Below are 17,465 nucleotides of genomic sequence, written 5' to 3'. Positions count from 1 at the left end.
CTGCGGGCGCGGGCTGTGCCGGGTGCTGGCACAAACCGCCACCGGCTGACGGGGTCTTGCCTTGCGGTTGCGTCCAAAGGAAGCGCAACCCTGGGACAACTCCCCGCGTTCGGCGGGTGGTCTTTCGACCGTTACTTCCAAGTGCTGGCCTTGCGGCCGTGGGCAGGAATCGAACCTGCGACAACCCCTTTCGGGGGGCTCTACCAGACTGAGCTACCAGTGGTGGCAAGCCGGGAGTCGAACCCGGCACGTCCTCTCGCGAGGCGTCACCACGACCTTGCCGTTATCCAGCGTTTGCGGAGTGCGGCATGCGGGGAATCGACAAGGCCTTGGGAGCCCGGATTCCCTGCACCGGCGGGGCGAACGTTGGTCCTAACCCCGGCCTGTGAGCGGTCACCGCTTGCGCTGGATGTCTTATCTATTGCCAGATGCGTGCCAGCTCGTGGTTTGCGGCTAGAAATTTCTCAAGTCATTGATCTGTATAGAAAAATTTTCTGAGGCATTGAATGAGGCACTGCTTGAATACTGAGTTAACTAGAATGAAAGCTAGTTAAATAGATAAACAGAATGCACAAAAACAAAGTCGTGATCGGTTTCCTCGGCACCCAGCTCGACTCCGGCCGGGGCGCGGGGCGGTGGGAGAAGTGGCGCCCCACCGTATCGCTGGTGCAGCATGAGGACGTGGTGATCGAGCGGCTGGAACTGCTCTACACGCCCCCGCACAACGACCTGGCGCAACAGGTTTGCAAAGACATCGAAACTGCATCCCCCGAGACCACGGTGAACCTGGTGCCCCTGCCCATTGCCGACCCGTGGGACTTTGGCGAGGTGTACGCCAAGCTCTTTGACTGGGCGCAGGCCTACCGCTTTGACACCGAGCGCGAGGAATACTGGACCCACATCACCACCGGCACCCACGTTGCACAGATCTGCTTGTTCTTGCTGGTGGAGTCGCGCCGTATACCGGGCGTGTTGGCGCAGACCTCGCCTCCCAAGCGCCAGCAGGCGGGCGACCCGGGAAGCTACGCGCTCATTGATCTGGACCTCTCGCGCTACGACGTGATCGCCCAACGTTTTGGCGCCGAGCAGCGCGATGCGGTGGACTTCCTCAAAAGCGGCATCGCCACGCGCAACGCACGCTTCAATGCGCTGATCGACGAGGTGGAGCGCGTGGCGGTGCGCTCGCGTGCGCCCATCCTGTTCACGGGGCCTACGGGCGCGGGCAAGTCGCACCTCGCGCGGCGCATGTTCGAGCTGAAAAAATCGCGTCACCAGGTCGAAGGCGAGTTCGTGGAAGTGAACTGCGCCACGCTGCATGGCGATGGCGCAGCGTCCACGCTGTTCGGCCACAAAAAGGGCGCCTTCACCGGCGCGGCGGCAGACCGTGCGGGCCTGCTGCGCACGGCGCACAAGGGCGTGCTGTTTCTCGACGAAATCGGCGAGCTGGGCCTGGACGAGCAGGCCATGCTGCTCAAGGCGGTGGAGGAAAAGCGCTTCTACCCCATGGGCAGCGACCGCGAGGTGGCCAGCGACTTCGAGCTGATCGCCGGTACCAACCGCGACCTGCGCACCGAAGTGGCGGCCGGGCGGTTTCGCGAAGACCTTTACGCGCGCATCAACCTCTGGAGCTATGTGCTGCCCGGCCTGGCTCAGCGGCCAGAAGACATCGAGCCCAATGTGGACCACCAACTGGCCCGCGCAGGTGCCGAGCTGGGCCGCAGCGTGCGCTTTTCCAACGAGGCGCGCGCCGCCTACCTGCGCTATGCCCAGTCGCCCGAGGCGCTGTGGACTGGCAACTTCCGCGACCTCTCTGCCAGCGTGACGCGCCTGGCCACGCTAGCCGACAGCGGCCGCATCGGCCTGCCCTTGGTCGAGGCCGAAATGGCCCGCCTGCGCTGGCTGTGGCAACCCGCCAGCGATGCGCGCAATGGGTTGGCGTCCACGCCCGGCGCGGTGAGCCGGGACGATCTCGCGGCCCTGCTGGGCGAAGAAGCGGTGGAGGCGATGGACCTGTTCGACCAACTGCAACTGGCGGCGGTGCTGCAGATGTGCCGCCAGGCCCGCACCTTGTCCGACGCGGGGCGCCTGCTGTTCCAGGCCTCGCGCGCGCAGCGCACCGTGGTCAACGACGCAGACCGGCTACGCAAATACCTTGCGCGTTTTGGCCTGGACTGGGATCGTGCCTCAGGCGCTGGGCGATAATCCACCCCGTGAAGCGCGCCAGACCGCCGCTGGTGCAATCTGGGAAACCAGGCACTGGAGGAACGTCCGGACTGCACAGGACAGCGTAGCAGCTAACGGCTGCCCACCGTGAGGTGAGGATTAGAGCAACAGAGACGAGTCAGGTCGTTTTCAGCCACCAAGGGTGTTCTATGGGGGGCCAGCGCAAGCTGGCACCGGCTGGCGCAAGCCAGACGCTCAGGCGCAAGCCTGAGGCCCCATAGCCACCCAAGGCGCGGAACGCGACTTGGGTGAAACGGGCAATCTCTACGCGCAGCAATACCAAGTAGGCCAACGTTGATGTGGTTCCGCAGAGTTGGCGGGTAGGTAGCACCGAGCCGTGGTGGCGACACCCGGCCCAGATTAATGGCGGTCACACTGCGGGCAACCGTGGTGCACAGAATCCGGCTTATCGGCGCGCTTCACACTATTGATTTTTCCGCTGTTGGGTTCCCCGACACAACCGACCCAGCAAACTCCCGTCAGGGCGTGACCAGGCACTGCAGCGTGGCGACTTGGGCCTTACCGGCTTTCACCGCGAAGGTGATGGACGCAGATGCCACGTCTTCTCCTGCTGCGTGCCGGATCGACACCGTGCATTTATGCTGCTGCTGCTCGCAGCGGCCTTCGACCACGTTGGAGCCCGCGTAGAGGTACGCCATGCGCATGGCCAGCAAGTCTTTCACGGTGGCAGGTCCCGTCTGGCCGTATGCGCCCTGGCCTTCGTGGCAGGACGAGGTGCGTGGAATGGGGTCGTTGGCGGCGGCGAGCAACGCTGTGAGTGCTTTGCGGGTGGCCTCAGGGTCGCCCGGCGTGCGGTCTGTCTGCGCCCAGCTCGCAGTGGCGGCTACAACCTGCAGACTGACTATCAAGACCATTGCCACGCGGCGGCTTCGTGGGGGTGACGGTTTCATTTTTTTGTTGTTCGCACTGCAGCTTCGTGCGAAGCGTAGTGAATGGCTAAGGTGCTGCGGACAGTTGGCAGAAGTGCTCGCAGCACTGTGATCACGGTTTAGCGCAATGCGGCGCATGCCCCTTTTCCAGCTCTGTCGCACGCTGAACAGTTTCTGGGTGACTGCTCAGAAGCGACCACACCGCGTGCTCGGGCCCGTCGTTGGCGCCGGGCTTGCGTTTGCGGTGGGCGGGCGCTGGGGCGCTGGCGCTGGCTTGGCTGTCTGGCGCTGAGGCGGCTGCGTCTTTCTTCGCCGCCTTCTTGTCCTTTTCTTCCTGCTCCTCGCTCTTTTCGCGTTCTTCTTCGTCGCGCGCAATGGCCAGCAGCAGTTTGCCCATGGGCGCGGTAGGCAGGGCAGTGTGGTTCATGAGGGCGATGGCGAAGCAGTCGGCCTCGCGTTCGTGGCTGCGGCTGTAGGCCAGGCCGGTCAGCACCGACGCACTGGTGGACACGATGCCCGACACGTCGCCCAGGGCCAAGCCCATGCCCATGTTCAGCACGCCTTGCTCCACCACCATGCGGGTGGTGTGGCGGTACACCACGTGGCCGATCTCGTGCGCGAGCACGCCCACCAGTGCGTCATCGGACAGCCCTTTTTCGGCGGCGGCTTTGACGATGCCGTCGGTCATCACCACTTTGCCGCCGGGCAACGCAAAGGCGTTGGCGCCCATGCCGGATCGGAACTCCAGCGTGAGCGGTGGCTGGTAGCGGGGGTAGCGGTGCAGGGTGCTGGGGGTTTGTTGCACCAGGGCGTCGAACCGGGCTTTTAACTGTGCTTGCCGCTCCGGCGGGAGCTTGCTGGGTTTCAGGGTGCCTTCGTCCATCTGCTTCAAGACGTTCTCGGCCACGCTGGTCTCCCAGGCCAGGGGCACAAACCGCGTGATCTGCGTCGCGGCCCAGGGAGTGCCATAGCGGTAGAACAGGGTAAGGCCGACGACAGCCGCCACGGCCACGCCCAGCAACACAGTCCAGCGGGTCTGCATGCGCTGGGCAATGCCGGGGCGTTCGCCCGCCTCAGCCAGTGCGGCGCGCCATTCGGCCACCGCGTCGATCTCCAGGCTGCCGTGGTCGCGCAGGTCCACCACCACACGCACCTGAGGGCGGCGCTCGTTCCAGGCCTCGGGCCAGCCCACGTCCTTGTACGCAAAGGTGACCGGCGCGGCCCCCGGCTGCATGAGCGGGTGCAGCACCAGCGACGGGCCCCGCGGCGTGGGCTGCAGGCTCACCATCACGGGCTGGGCCTTGCTGCTCAGCCCATCGAACCAGCGCCCAGGGACGAGGGCAGCGTGCTGCGGTGCGTTCATGCTCAGCCGATAAGGTCGAGGCCGGCGGCGTCGGCCATTGCATCGCCCAGCCCGCCTTGCTGCTGGCGCACCATGGCACCTGCGACCTGCTCCACACCGCCCTTGACATGCAAGGTGACGGATTCGAGCTTCATGCGGTATTCGCTGACCCGCGCAAAAGGCCGGTAGAGACCGAGCGTGATCAGGGTGAGGACCATGTTCTTGATGCGCAGCCACACGTAGCCCCCGGTGGGCAGGTGGCACTTGAAGCGCGCGACATGGCTCACACCAATGTTGTCCCACATGAGCCGGAACATGCGGGCCTCGCGGTACGCGCGGGCGGGTGCAGAGGCCAGGAACAGCAGGAAGAACCCGCCCACGATGGCTCCCACGATCAACACGATGATCCACAGCCCGAGCCGGTTGCCCAGCCCCGCTACCAGTGCTACGGAGCCCCCGGCCAACAATGTGCCGATGAGCGACAGGGCCACCACACACAGGATGAACACCAGCACGGTGGCCAGCCAGATCTTGACGAAGTCCATGTACACCGGCTTCCAGCGGCCACGCTCGGCACCCACCTGGGCCTTCAGCACCAGCAGGCTCTTGAAGTTGTATTCAAGGCGAATGAAACACAGCACGGTCAGCACCAGGCCCAGCACGATCAGACCGCCCATGGCGGGCGTGAACGTGGGCAGCTTGCGTTTGGTTTCTTCTTCCGCCTCTTGCAGCGCGCCAGCCAGTTCAGGCGACAGCATCTGCAAGCCAAAAAACACGCCAAACCACACCAGCGCCAGCGCAAACACAGGCCAGCTGGCGACGTAGACCTCTTTCCAGCTGGCCGTGAACTGCAGCCGCAGACCACGCCACCGCGTGGCCCCCAGGCGAAAGCGCATGGCGCTGCCCCAGATGAACGGCGCCAGCACGGCGCCCGCCAGCAGGAACAGGCCGACGGCCGTGTCTTGCCCGGTATTGGCCGCAATGTTGTAGGCAATGGTGATAAGCATCAGCAGCACAAAGCCCATCACCATCTTGCGCTGCTGCGCGGTGAATTCGAGGGGGCTGCCAGCCACCATTGTGTGGCTATAGAAATACTGCGCCGTGCGGCGCCGTGCCCAGGGTGTGTAGATGCCCAGCGTGATGATGCTGAGCAACACGTTGACGATCCACACCCGAAAGTACTCGCCCCCGCTGCCGGTGAACTCGAGCGGATACGCGTCGATGTTCTGCGGCATGAATGTGGACATCGGCCCCGCCGCGCTGTCTCGGTCTGATGGAACTTGGCTCATGAACTCCCTCCTTGTTTGCCGCGCAGTGTAGCAGCGGAATACGGAGGAATGTTTAAAGACAAATTGGCCTCTAGCGCTTTACCAATAAGCGCTAGCAGCTATGTTTTTAATAGCTTTCGTTTCGGCGTAGCTTCTTCTGATCCCGCCTTCAGCAGTGGGCGCGGCACCGCCAGCGCACCCGTGGAACTGGCTCTGCCAGGCCACCGGGTGCGTCCCCCCACGGGGGGGGAAGGCGCGAAGCGACTCAGGGGGGTTAAAACTTCTCCCATGGCTGCAGATACCGCCACTGCCCCTCAGGCACCTTGGCCAGTGGCACCCGCCCAATGCGGATGCGCTTAATGGCCACCACCGACAGGCCCACCGCATCGCACATGGCCGGGATCTGCCCGGGGCGAATGCCCTTGAGCGCAAAGCGCAGTTTGGTCTCGTTTTGCCAGCTGACCTTGATGGGCGGCAGCGCGCGGCCGTTGAAGGTGAGGCCGTGGCTCAGGCGCTGCAGGCCGTTGGGGGCGATGTCCCCCTCGACCTCGACGATGCATTCCTGCTCCAGCGACTCGATGTCTTCGGCCAGCTTGCGCGCGATGCGCTTGTCTTGCGTATAGACCACTAGGCCGCTGGCCTCGGTGGGCAGTGGCGTGAAGCATTCGAGCTGCTTGAAGTGGCGCTGCAGCACACGGATGCCCGAGGCGTCCTCGGCCAGATGGGACGCGACATCCAGCAGCGAAGTGGCCGGGGTGGCTCCCTGGCTGCGGCTGGCGTGGGCCGCACCACCTTGGGCTGGCTGACCCAGTCCGGCTTCAAAACCGGCAGGCTTGTGCAGCAACAGGGTGACCGGCGTCAGCTCCAGCAGGCTCGCGTCTTTCGCAACCGTCACAGTCTGGTCCGGGCGCACGCGCGCGCCGGGGGCTTCCACCACTTGGCCGTCCACGCTCACAAAACCGCCTTCCACGAATTGCTCGGCCGTGCTGCGTGAGCAGTTCAGTTGTTCGGCCACCCGTTTGGCCAGTCGGATGTGGGTGGGGTCGGGGTTCTTGTCGGTCATAGGGGGAGGAAGGAAGGCATTTGCCGTGTGGGAATCGAAGGGGCAAATGCGTGATTGTCGGCGTTGCCTTCAAAACGGGCGCTGCCGCATGCCAGTGCCACCGTGGAACCGGCTTCGCCGGGCCACTGGTGGCGTCCCCTTGAGGGGGAAGGTGCGTAGCGCCTCAGGGGGCATCAATTGTTCCCGGGCTGCTGCGAACGGATGCGCTCGACATGCGCCAGCAGCGAGCGCTGCGCCACGGGCCACATGCGCGGCGGCACGTCGTCATACGCGCGCTGTACCCACTCCTGAATGGTGCCTTGGGGCAGCGCCTGCATGGCGGCCAGCACCTTGGCCTCGCGGGCCAGGCGGTGGGCCTTGAGCTTGGCGATGGCGCTGCGTGCCGTATGCACTGGCCCACCCAGCACATAGCCGTGCGCGGGCAGGATGAACTCCACGCCATGTTCGGCGCACACGTCATCGAGCTTGTCCAGTGAATCCAGATAGTCGGCCATGTTGCCATCAGGCGGGTCCACCACCGTGGTGCTGCCGTTCAGGATGTGGTCGCCGCTGAACAGCAGGGCGTCTTCCACCAGCAGCAGGCACAGGTGGTTGGCCGCGTGGCCGGGGGTGTGAATCACCTGCAAAGTATGGGTGATTTTGCCTTCTAGCGCTTGTCCAGTAAGCGCTAATAGCTCATTATTTTGTAGCGAAATATCCGGCGCAAACTCGCTGGCTGCGCGTGCCGTGGGCGCAGATGGCAGGCCCAGGATGGGGGGGCTGGCCTTGCCCGCCTGCACGCACAGTGCTTGCAGCGGTGCGGCGCCCGGCGCGTGGTCAGGGTGCGAATGGGTGCATACGATCATGCGGATGTCTCCACCCGCTGCGCGCCACAGCTTGTCCAGGTGTTCGGCATCGGCGGGGCCGGGGTCGATGGCGATGAAGCCGGTGGCCGGGTCGCCCACCAGGTAGCTGTTGGTGCCAGGGCCGGTCATCACGCCGGGGTTGGGGGCGGTCAGGCGCTGCACGTTGCGCAGCAGGGGTACGGGGCGCTCGGTCTGCCAGTCCAGCGTGTGCACGATCTGCCCGTCGGGGCACACCAGGGCCAGTTCGCCAAACGGCATTTCGTCTTCCATGTAACGCGCTTCCTTGCCCGCCAGCGTGCCCGCGCGCGGGCAGCTCTCCCACAGGGGCTGTTCGTGCGCCACGGCGTCCAGCACGGCCTGGGTGCTGGCGAACTTGGCGAGGCGCTGCAGCGTGCGGATGGTGGGGAAGATCATGAAAAACTGCCCCGCCTCGTGCCGCGCCAGCGCGTCGGCCGGACGCACCCACACGGGTTCGAACTGCTCGGCCTCGTCGGCCACGGGCTCCTGGCCTTCAGGCATGCGCGCCACGAGGAAGGGCACCTCGAAGCGGCGCGCCAGGTCGCGGTCGGCCGTCCAGTGGGCCAGCAGGTACACCCCGTCAGCCGCCAGGCGCAGTCCGCGCGCGGCGCACTGCGCGGCAAACGGCTGGTGGCGGTCGATGGCGGCAATGTCCTGCGCGTCGGCCATCAACCCCATCCGGGGGCCGTCGGCATGGCGGGCCAGCAGCACGCCCAGCTCTTCAAAACTCTCGCGGATGGCGGCAATGGCCTGGGTCAGGTGCACATCGCTTTGCGTGGCGCGGCGGTCGGCGGCTGCGTGTGTGACGGGATCAGCGTCCAGTGCGTCGATGCCGCCGCCGGGGAACACATAGGCGCCGGGGGCAAAACTTGCATGGGGCGAGCGCCGGGTCATCAGCACCTCCAGCGTTCCATCGCCCGCAGCATCGCGCAGCAGCAGCACGGTGGCGGCAAGGCGGGTGGCAACGGGTTCGCGGTGGGGGTGGAGTTGTTGGCTGATGCGGGGCATCAGGCCATTATCAAGGTGCGCCCCTACGCGGTCCACTCAGCCCCGCGCGGGGATGTTTAAACCCTTGGCAACCGCCGGACGGGCCACAAAGACATCCAGCACGCGCTGTACCTCGGTGAACTGGCCAAACTCCACCAGGTCACCCGCGCCATAAAAACCAATCAGGTTGCGCACCCACGGCCAGATGGCGATGTCGGCAATGGTGTACTGGTCGCCCATCACCCACTGTCGGCCCGCCAGGCGCTGGTTCAGCACGCCCAGCAGGCGTTTGGACTCGGCCACGTAGCGGTCGCGCGGGCGCTTGTCTTCATAGTCCTTGCCCGCAAACTTGTGAAAGAAGCCGAGCTGGCCAAACATGGGGCCCACGCCGCCCATCTGCCACATCACCCACTGAATGGTTTCGTAGCGCGCGGCGGGGTCTTTCGGAATAAGCTGGCCGGTCTTGTCGGCCAGGTACAGCAGGATGGCGCCGGATTCGAACAGCGCCAGCGGCTGGCCGCCTGGGCCGTTGGGGTCGAGGATGGCCGGGATCTTGTTGTTGGGGTTGAGCGACAGGAACTCGGGCGAGGTCTGGTCGTTGGTGTCAAAGCTCACCAGGTGCGGCTCGTACGGCAGGCCCAGTTCTTCGAGCGCAATCGACACCTTTACGCCATTGGGCGTGGGCAGCGAATACAGCTGGAGGCGGTCGGGGTGCTGGGCGGGCCATTTGCGGGTGATGGCGAAGGCAGAAAGATCGGGCATTCAAGACTCCTGGCCAGTAGCGGCTTTGTGGCGCGAAAGGGTGCAAGCCTAGTGCACCCATGAAACCGGCGCTGCCCGAGGTTATTGGCAGCCCAACGACGATAATCCGGCGGATGCAGATTCGCTTCACCAAAATGCAGGGCGCGGGCAACGATTTCGTGGTGCTCGACGAAACCCAAGGCCGCCTGGGGCTGAGCACGGCCCAATACCGCTTCCTGGCAGATCGCCACTTCGGTGTGGGCGCAGACCAGATCCTGACCGTCCGGCCCCCCAGCACTGATGCAGCGGCCGAAGGCATCGACTTTGAATACGTGATCCACAACGCCGACGGCGGAGAGGTAGAGCAGTGCGGCAACGGCGCCCGCTGCTTTGCGCGCTTTGTGCACGACAAGGGGTTGTCGGGCAAAGACACCATTCGCGTGCAGACCAAAGGCGGCGTGATCGCCCCTCGCCTCACGCCTGATGGACGTGTCACGGTAGACATGGGCCGCCCGCAGTTCACGCCTGCCCAGGTGCCGTTTGATGCCACCGGTTTGAGCGCCGTAGAGCAAGGTTTAGGGCAAAAATGGCCTCTGGCGCTTGATAGTAAAGCGCTGACAGCTACTATTTTAATAGCGGTTGTCTCCATGGGCAACCCCCACGCTGTGCAGCTGGTCGACGATGTAGACACCGCTCCCGTGCTGGAGACCGGCCCGCAGATCGAAAACCACGTGCGGTTCCCGCAGCGCGTGAACGCCGGCTTTTTACAGATCGTGGACCGCACCCATGTGCGGCTGCGCGTGTTTGAGCGCGGCGTGGGCGAAACCCTGGCCTGCGGCACGGGCGCCTGTGCGGCGGTGGCGGCTGGCATCCGCCTGGGCCTGCTCGACAACGAGGCGCACGTAGACACGCGCGGTGGCCGCCTCACCATTGCCTGGAGCGGTGCGGACACTGATTCCGTTTTCATGACCGGCCCCGCCACCACGGTGTTCGAAGGCCAGATCGACATTCCTGACACTCTCGTATGACTAACCACATCCCGCCGATCACCGAAGACGACATCGTCCAGTTTCTAACCAACACGCCGGGCTTTTTCGAGCGCCATGCCGAGGTGCTGGCCACCGTTCAGATCACCAGCCCCCACGGCGCCCGCGCCGTGAGCCTGCAAGAGCGCCAGGCCGAGATGCTGCGCGAAAAGATCAAGGGCCTGGAGCAGCGCATCATGGAAATGGTGCGCAACAGCACCGAAAACGCTGCCATTGCCAACAAGGTGCACCAGTGGACCGGCAGCCTGCTGCAGGTGCGCGACCCGTTCGACCTGCCCCAGGCCGTGGTCGATGGTGTGCGCACCTTGTTCGACGTGCCCCAGGCAGCGGTGCGTGTGTGGGAAGTGGCCGCGCCATACATCGACGCTGACTTCACCCAAGGCGCCAGCGAAGACGCCCGCGCCTTCGCCTCATCGCTGACCATGCCTTTCTGTGGCCCCAACCTGGGCTTTGAGCCCGCCGCTTGGCTGGCCAACGAAGCGGGCGCACCCGCCCAGTCGCTGGCCCTGCTGCCGCTGCGCGCAGGCGCCATCGACAGCGCCACGCCCGCCTTTGGCCTGCTGGTGCTGGGCTCGCACGACCCGCAGCGCTTTGACGCCACGATGGGCACCGAATTTCTGTCGCGCATGGCAGAACTCGCCAGCGCCGCGCTGCTGCGGCTGAAGTAGCCCGCGAGGCAGCACCAACACGGCGGCGGCTTGGCCACGGCAAATGTCTGACACGCCCACCACGGCCACCACGCTCGAAACGCTCGACCCGCACGTCCTGCGCTACCTGGAGCATGTGCGCGTCGAAAAGCGGCTGGCGGCGCGCACGCTCACGCTCTACACGCTAGACCTTGAAAAGCTCGCGCAGTTTGCGGCAGGCGTCGGCGTGCCGCTGCTGCAGCTGCAGACCGCGCACATTCGCCGTTTTGTGGCGCAGATGCACAGCGGCGGGCGCAGTGGGCGGGGCATTGCGCTCATCCTGTCGGGCTGGCGCGGGTTCTTTACCTGGGCGGGGCGGCAGGGGCTGATTCCGCACAACCCCGTGCAGGACGTTCGTGCGCCCAAGGCGCCCAAGCCCCTGCCCAAGGCGCTGGGGGTTGACGATGCCGTGCGCCTGGCCGAATTCGACAACACCGGCGCCGACCCCTGGCTGGAGGCGCGCGACGCCGCCATGGTTGAGCTGCTGTATGGCTGTGGCCTGCGCGTGGGCGAGCTGGCCGGGCTCGATGCGACCCCCAATGCCGACACCCAACGCCTGGGCCGTGGCTGGATCGATCTGCAAGCGGGTGAGGCCCATGTGTTTGGCAAAGGCAGCAAGCGCCGCAGCGTGCCAGTGGGCAGCGCGGCCACCACAGCGCTGCAGGCCTGGCTGGCACTGCGGCCCACGCCGTTTGGAGGGGCCGGTTCTGCGCGGCTGGACACGGCGCTGTTCGTGGGCCAGCGGGGCGCCCGGCTCACGGCGCAGTCCATCTGGCTGCGCCTGCGCCAGCGCAGCCAGCAGGCCGGGCTGACAACGCCCGTGCACCCGCACATGCTGCGCCACTCGTTCGCCAGCCACCTGCTGCAAAGCAGCGGCGACCTGCGTGCGGTGCAGGAGCTGCTGGGCCACGCCAACATCACCACCACGCAGGTCTACACGCGGCTTGACTTTCAGCACCTGGCCAAGGTGTACGACGCGGCCCACCCACGGGCGCGCAAGAAGTCCTGATGCGCTGGTAGAGAGTCAGGCTGCGCTGTGGCCCAGCAGCGCGCGCGGGGCGTTGTGGCCCAGGGCCAGATTCTGTGGGAGCAGGTTGGGCAGCTTGAACGATGCGACAGTGGCCACCAGATCGCGTGCCTGGGAGTTGAGACTGCTGGCCGCTGCAGCCATTTCTTCTACCAGCGCAGCGTTTTGCTGGGTGGTCTGATCCAGCTGCGTCACGGCCTCGTTGATCTGGTCAACGCCTTGGCTTTGTTCGGTGCTCGCGGCGCTGATCTCGCCCATGATGTCTGTTACCCGCTGAATGGACGCGACGACTTCAGTCATCGTGCGGCCCGCACGGTCCACCAGTGTCGTTCCCGCTTCCACGCGCTCCACGCTGGCTCCGATCAGGCTCTTGATTTCGCGGGATGCCTCTGCAGAGCGGCTTGCAAGAACACGGACTTCCGTCGCCACGACGGCAAAGCCGCGCCCTTGTTCTCCAGCGCGAGCTGCTTCCACCGCCGCATTAAGCGCGAGGATGTTGGTTTGGAATGCAATCGAATCGATCACGCCGATGATGTCGGCGATGCGCCTTGAGCTGTCGTTGATGCCTTTCATGGTGTGCACGACTTCTGCCACCACGTCACCGCCCTGGGTAGCCACTTTGCAGGCCGTGCGTGCAAGTTTGTCGGCTTGCCTCGCGTTGTCAGCGTTGTTGCGCACGGCGGTGTTCAGTTGCTCCATCGATGCAGCGGTTTCCTGCAACGCACTGGCTTGCTGCTCGGTGCGCGCAGAAAGGTCATTGTTGCCCTGGGCAATTTCAGCGGATGCGCTGGACACGTTGTCGCTGTTGTTGTGCACCTGGCTCACGAGATGTACGAGCGATTGCTGCATCTCCTGTAGGGCCTTCAGCAGTTGAGCGGTTTCATTGGTGCCGCGGTAGCTGATGGCCAGGCTCAGATCCCCGGCGGCAACGGCACGGGCAGCATTGACAGCTTGGCTCAGGGGAACGGTGGTGGACCGAACGATGCGCAGGCCGATCACGGCGGCCGCTACCAAGGCCAATGCGGTGAGGGACAACACAAACGTGTTCATGGTGGATACCGCCGCCACGGCGTCTGATTGCGATGCCTTTGCCAGTCCTTCCTGGTATTGGATCAGTGCATCGAGCGCTTGAAAATAGGCTTTGCGTGGTGCAACCATTGCCCCGGTCAAAACGGCTTTGGCTTCGCCCATGTTTCCAGCGCTGGCAAGTTGTGAGTAGTTGCGCAGCTGGGCGGCGTATTCGGTGCGGGCGCGCAAGGTCTCTGCCAGCGCGGCAGTGCCCTTGGCGGATGTGATCTGTTTGCCCAGTGTGTCAAACAGCTGGGTGATTTCTTCGCGCTTGGCGTTCACAACGGCTTGCTGCAGCTGTACGTTTTGCTCGCTAGCGTCCACCAGAATCTGCGTCAAAGCCAGTTCTACGGCAATCACGTCTTCCTTCACGACATGCAGGTTCAGCACCTTGGGGAAGCGGTCGTCAATGATGGAGTGAAAGGCGTTGTCAGCGCGATTGGCGAGCGCCATCGACATGGCACCCATGACGCCGATGAGAACGCTCATCAGGCCAAAGCCCAGGGTGAGGCGCGTAGAGATCTTCAGGTCGTTGAAGTTCATGGTCAAAATCCTTGTAGTCACGCAAGCGGTCAGTGGCTGGTTGCGGTGGCGTTGCTTTCCACCGAATTGGCAAGAAATTTTTCGATGTCCAGCAAGATCAGCATGCGTTTGCCCACGGAGCCAATCGCCAGAAGGTGCTCGGGGTCGAAGTTGCCGCGCAGTTCAGGGACGGGGCGCAATTGCTCGCGCTCCAGCGTGAGCACGTCGGACACGCCGTCCACCACCACCCCCACCACGCGCTGGCCGATGTTGAGCACGATCACCACGGTGAGGTGGTCGTACTGCACGGTGGTCAACCCCAGCTTCAGCCGCAGGTCGATGATGGGAACGATCACGCCGCGCAGATTGACCATGCCCTTGAGGTCTGACGGTGCGTTGGCGATGGTGGTGGGCTTTTCGTACGAGCGAATCTCCTGCACCCGCAGGATGTCCACGCCGTATTCTTCGTTGCCGATCTTGAACGTCAGAAACTCACGAATGTCCGTCAGCACTGCGGTGTGGGTGCCGGGGGCGGAGACCATGCGGGAGGTGGTTTTAGCCGGGTGACCGTTGGTGGTTGTCATCGACAGATCCTTTTCGATAAATATGATAATTTCTTCAATTCTACGATTTTGTAATCATATTTGTCAAATGTGCAGTTTTAAAGATGGCGGAGCTGCACGTATCCACCCGGGTTTTTGATCCGCCGTGCACCGGCAGGCGCTGATGAGCCCGCACAATCCGGGGCATGAAAATCCTCCGTCTCCGCCCTGGCAAAGAGCGCTCGCTCTTGCGCCGCCACCCCTGGATCTTTGAATCGGCCATCGCCAAGGGCGGTGGCGACAGCGGCGAGACCGTGCGCGTGGAGTCGCACGAAGGCCAGTTTCTGGCCTGGGCCGCCTACAGCCCCAGCTCGCGCATCCGCGCGCGGGTGTGGAGTTTTGACGAGGCGCAGCGCATTGATGCTCCATTTTTTATAGCTGCTTGCGCACGTTCCATCATCGCCAGGGCCCGTTTTGACGTGCAAAGTGACGGCGTGCGCCTGGTGCACGGCGAATCCGATGGTCTGCCCGGGCTCATCGTGGACCGCTATGGCGACACACTGGTGGCGCAGTTCACCAGCGCGGGCACCGAGCGCTGGAAGGACGTGATAGCCGACGCCCTGCTGCGCGAGACGGGCCTGACCAAGCTGTATGAACGCTCGGACGCCAGCGTGCGCGCGCTGGAAGGCCTGGAGCCCGCCACCGGCTGGCTGCGCGGCGGGGAGCCAGCGCAGGCGGGTGATGCACCGCCGCCGCTGGAGTTGTCCATCCACGAACACCAGTGGCGCCTGACGCTCAACATCGCCGAGGGTCACAAGACGGGCTTCTATTTAGACCAGCGCGACAGCCGCAAGCGTTTTGCCGACTACGCTCAGCGCCTGGGTTTCAAGCACGTGCTCAACTGTTTTTGCTACACCGGCGGCTTCAGCGTGGCGGCACTGGCGGGCATGCGGGCGGCGGGCGCAGCGGCCCATGGGCAGGTGGATGGGCATGTGACGTCCATCGACTCGTCGGGCCCCGCCCTGGAGCGCGCCCGCGCCCACTTGGCGCTCAACGGCTTCGACTTGAACCGCGCAAGCTTCATGGATGCCGATGTGAACGCTTCACTGCGCCAGTTTCTGAAAGAAGGCCAGCGCTTTGACGCCATCGTGCTCGACCCGCCCAAGTTCGCACCCACCGCAGCGCACGCCGACCGCGCCGCGCGGGCCTACAAGGACATCAACCGGCTGGCGCTGCAGCTACTGACGCCGGGCGGGGTGCTGTTCACCTTTTCGTGCTCCGGCGGCATCAGCGCCGACCTGTTCCACAAAATCGTCGCTTCTGCCGGGGCCGATGCGGGCGTGGACGGCTATATCCTGGAGCGCCTGGGCGGCGCGCCCGACCACCCGATGACTTTGGAGTTTCCGGAGGGCGAGTACCTCAAGGGCCTGGTGGTGATGCGCAAGGGGTGAACCGTCTGCTCCCCTGCAGGGGCTTGACAGCCTCGGTACACTGAAAAAACACACCGCTCCCCCCGTGGGGCACTGCGCTTTGCGGACCTTGTCCGCTGCGTATGTATTGATCCGATTGAAAGACAGACTTATGGCATTGATCCCCGTCACCATCCTCACCGGCTTTTTGGGCTCTGGCAAAACGACGCTGCTCAAGCGCCTGCTGAGCGAGGCCCACGGCCAGAAGATCGCCGTGATCGAAAACGAATTCGGCGAAGAGAACATCGACAACGAGATTCTGGTGACCGAGACGAAAGAGCAGATCGTGCAAATGAGCAACGGCTGCATCTGCTGCACCATCCGCGAAGACCTGCGCGAGACGCTGCAGCTGCTGGCGGCCAAAAAGCGCAAGGGCCTGCTGGACTTTGAGCGCATCGTGATCGAAACCACCGGCGTGGCCGACCCTGGCCCGGTGGCGCAGACCTTCTTCATGGACGAAGAGATCGCCGAGACCTACCTGATCGACTCCATCATCACTTTGGTAGATGCCAAACATGCCCCGCAGCAACTGAACGACCGCCAGGAGGCGCGCCGCCAGGTGGGGTTTGCGGACCAGATCTTCCTGTCCAAGACCGACCTGGTGTCTCAGGAAGAGACAGATGCGCTGATCCATCGTTTGAAGCACATGAACCCGCGCGCGCCGATCAAGGCGGTGCATTTCGGCGAAGTACCTCTCAAGGAGGTGCTGGACCTGCGGGGCTTCAACCTCAATGCCAAGCTGGACATCGACCCGGACTTCCTCAAGGAAGAAGACGCACACGACCATGATCATGGCCATGACCACCACGATCACGCGGATGGCGAGCACTGCGACCACCCCTCGCACAAGCACGGCGATGGCGGCCACGGGCACCACCATCACCATGATGACGACGTCAAGAGTTTTGTCTACCGCTCCGACCGGCCGTTCGATCCCGCCAAGCTCGAAGACTTTCTGGGTGCGATTGTCAATATTTATGGCCCGCGCATGCTGCGCTACAAGGGTGTTCTCAATATGAAGGGGACCGAGCGCAAGGTGATCTTCCAGGGTGTGCATCAGCTGATGGGCAGCGATCTGGGGCCGCAGTGGGCCGAGGGCGAGGTCCGCACCAGTAAGATGGTCTTCATTGGTATTGACTTGCCCAAGGACATCTTTCTGCAGGGGTTGGAACAAAGCCTTGTATAAGGTGCACTGGCGCCGACAGGTGGCATGGACTTTTCCACGGGTTTGTGTTGTATCTGCAACGTTTTCGTTTGCGTCAGCCCAGGTCGATACAATCGCGCCCCGGCAAGAACCTGGGAACAGGTTCCAGACCCCGGAAGGCTTGCCACCCGCCCTTGGCCGCGAAAGCAGCTAGGGCCCGCCCGTATTGCGAGGAGACCAGGAAGTGAAAGCCGACACCAGCAAACCCAAGGGAGCCATCAAGGCCACCCCTGCCGCGGCTAAAAACGCCGCCGCCCCAGCGGCACCCAAAGCTGCTGCCAAGGCTACTGCAGCCCCCAAGGCGGCCGCAGCCCCCGCCCCAGCCGTCGCGGCACCCGCTGCGGCGCAGGTCCTGCAAGCTGGCTCGCAGGTACCCGTGCGCACAACCCGGCCTTCTTCCCGATTGGCCCAATTGACCGTACCATCCATGGCCCAGGCAGTGGCCTCGACCGCTGCCAAAGCCAGTTATCTACACACCATGCCCACGACTGCGCAAGCGCACCCGACATTTACGGCTGCGATAA

14 protein-coding genes, 1 other RNA gene and 1 pseudogene are annotated in these 17,465 nt (G+C 64.2%); 8 read left to right on the top strand and 8 right to left on the bottom strand.

Going from position 1 to position 17,465, the window contains the following annotated elements:
* The first annotated feature begins 567 nt into the window (after nt 1-567).
* Both rtcR and rnpB read left to right on the top strand, forming a co-directional pair.
* Nucleotides 568-2,202 (top strand): RNA repair transcriptional activator RtcR, encoded by a 1,635-nt coding sequence (rtcR, locus tag ACK4OE_RS21955; protein WP_409888086.1) that lies wholly within the window; start codon nt 568-570, stop codon nt 2,200-2,202.
* Nucleotides 2,203-2,212: 10 nt separating this feature from the next.
* Nucleotides 2,213-2,648, top strand: an RNA gene (gene rnpB / locus ACK4OE_RS21950) — RNase P RNA component class A.
* 54 nt (nt 2,649-2,702) lie between these two features.
* Here the strand turns inward: rnpB and ACK4OE_RS21945 are convergent.
* The 6 genes from ACK4OE_RS21945 to ACK4OE_RS21920 all read right to left on the bottom strand — a co-directional run bounded on the left by ACK4OE_RS21945 (nt 2,703) and on the right by ACK4OE_RS21920 (nt 9,398).
* On the bottom strand, nt 2,703-3,104 hold the full coding sequence (locus ACK4OE_RS21945; protein ID WP_409888084.1) for a hypothetical protein: 402 nt from the start codon (nt 3,102-3,104) through the stop codon (nt 2,703-2,705).
* Nucleotides 3,105-3,225: 121 nt separating this feature from the next.
* Nucleotides 3,226-4,476: a M48 family metallopeptidase gene (locus tag ACK4OE_RS21940; protein ID WP_409888082.1), complete on the bottom strand. Its 1,251-nt coding sequence runs from the start codon at nt 4,474-4,476 to the stop codon at nt 3,226-3,228.
* A gap of 2 nt (nt 4,477-4,478) precedes the next feature.
* Nucleotides 4,479-5,744 carry a YjgN family protein gene (locus ACK4OE_RS21935; protein WP_409888080.1) on the bottom strand — a complete coding sequence of 422 codons (1,266 nt, stop codon included), beginning with the start codon at nt 5,742-5,744 and terminating at the stop codon, nt 4,479-4,481.
* 253 nt (nt 5,745-5,997) lie between these two features.
* Nucleotides 5,998-6,786, bottom strand: coding sequence for an rRNA pseudouridine synthase (locus ACK4OE_RS21930; RefSeq protein ID WP_409888078.1), 789 nt, complete (start codon nt 6,784-6,786; stop codon nt 5,998-6,000).
* Nucleotides 6,787-6,959: 173 nt separating this feature from the next.
* Nucleotides 6,960-8,657: an MBL fold metallo-hydrolase gene (locus ACK4OE_RS21925; protein WP_409888076.1), complete on the bottom strand. Its 1,698-nt coding sequence runs from the start codon at nt 8,655-8,657 to the stop codon at nt 6,960-6,962.
* Between the two features lie 36 nt (nt 8,658-8,693).
* Nucleotides 8,694-9,398: a glutathione S-transferase N-terminal domain-containing protein gene (locus ACK4OE_RS21920; protein ID WP_409888074.1), complete on the bottom strand. Its 705-nt coding sequence runs from the start codon at nt 9,396-9,398 to the stop codon at nt 8,694-8,696.
* 113 nt (nt 9,399-9,511) lie between these two features.
* Between ACK4OE_RS21920 and dapF the strand changes: the two genes are divergently transcribed.
* The 3 genes from dapF to ACK4OE_RS21905 are packed head-to-tail and all read left to right on the top strand — an operon-like array spanning nt 9,512 to nt 12,118.
* Complete coding sequence (gene dapF / locus ACK4OE_RS21915) at nt 9,512-10,405, top strand: diaminopimelate epimerase (protein WP_409888072.1); 894 nt, start codon at nt 9,512-9,514, stop codon at nt 10,403-10,405.
* Nucleotides 10,402-11,091 carry a DUF484 family protein gene (locus ACK4OE_RS21910; protein WP_409888070.1) on the top strand — a complete coding sequence of 230 codons (690 nt, stop codon included), beginning with the start codon at nt 10,402-10,404 and terminating at the stop codon, nt 11,089-11,091. The genes dapF and ACK4OE_RS21910 overlap by 4 nt, the downstream gene beginning before the upstream one ends.
* 43 nt (nt 11,092-11,134) lie before the next feature.
* The gene (locus ACK4OE_RS21905) at nt 11,135-12,118 is read left to right on the top strand and encodes a tyrosine recombinase XerC (protein WP_409888068.1); all 984 of its coding nucleotides are present in this window, start codon (nt 11,135-11,137) and stop codon (nt 12,116-12,118) included.
* A 15-nt stretch (nt 12,119-12,133) separates the two neighbouring features.
* Here ACK4OE_RS21905 and ACK4OE_RS21900 read toward each other — a convergent pair whose 3' ends face one another.
* Together ACK4OE_RS21900 and ACK4OE_RS21895 are read right to left on the bottom strand one after the other, a co-directional pair.
* Nucleotides 12,134-13,747 (bottom strand): methyl-accepting chemotaxis protein, encoded by a 1,614-nt coding sequence (locus ACK4OE_RS21900; RefSeq protein WP_409888066.1) that lies wholly within the window; start codon nt 13,745-13,747, stop codon nt 12,134-12,136.
* Nucleotides 13,748-13,776: 29 nt separating this feature from the next.
* Nucleotides 13,777-14,310 (bottom strand): chemotaxis protein CheW, encoded by a 534-nt coding sequence (locus ACK4OE_RS21895; protein ID WP_409888064.1) that lies wholly within the window; start codon nt 14,308-14,310, stop codon nt 13,777-13,779.
* A 164-nt stretch (nt 14,311-14,474) separates the two neighbouring features.
* On the opposite strand from ACK4OE_RS21895, the gene ACK4OE_RS21890 reads away from it, so the two are divergent.
* The 3 genes and pseudogenes from ACK4OE_RS21890 to ACK4OE_RS21880 form a co-directional block, all read left to right on the top strand.
* Nucleotides 14,475-15,719, top strand: a complete 1,245-nt coding sequence (locus ACK4OE_RS21890; RefSeq protein ID WP_409888062.1) for a class I SAM-dependent rRNA methyltransferase — start codon at nt 14,475-14,477, stop codon at nt 15,717-15,719.
* 130 nt (nt 15,720-15,849) lie between these two features.
* The gene (locus ACK4OE_RS21885; protein WP_409888060.1) at nt 15,850-16,923 is read left to right on the top strand and encodes a CobW family GTP-binding protein; all 1,074 of its coding nucleotides are present in this window, start codon (nt 15,850-15,852) and stop codon (nt 16,921-16,923) included.
* A 202-nt stretch (nt 16,924-17,125) separates the two neighbouring features.
* A pseudogene (locus tag ACK4OE_RS21880) lies at nt 17,126-17,465 on the top strand (RNA polymerase-binding protein DksA); the annotation flags it as partial.

Origin of the sequence: Acidovorax sp. (genome assembly GCF_046314175.1) — a bacterium.
Classification (GTDB): domain Bacteria; phylum Pseudomonadota; class Gammaproteobacteria; order Burkholderiales; family Burkholderiaceae_C; genus Acidovorax.
Note: the sequence above shows the minus strand (reverse complement) of the source record. Positions and strands in the feature narration are given on the sequence as shown.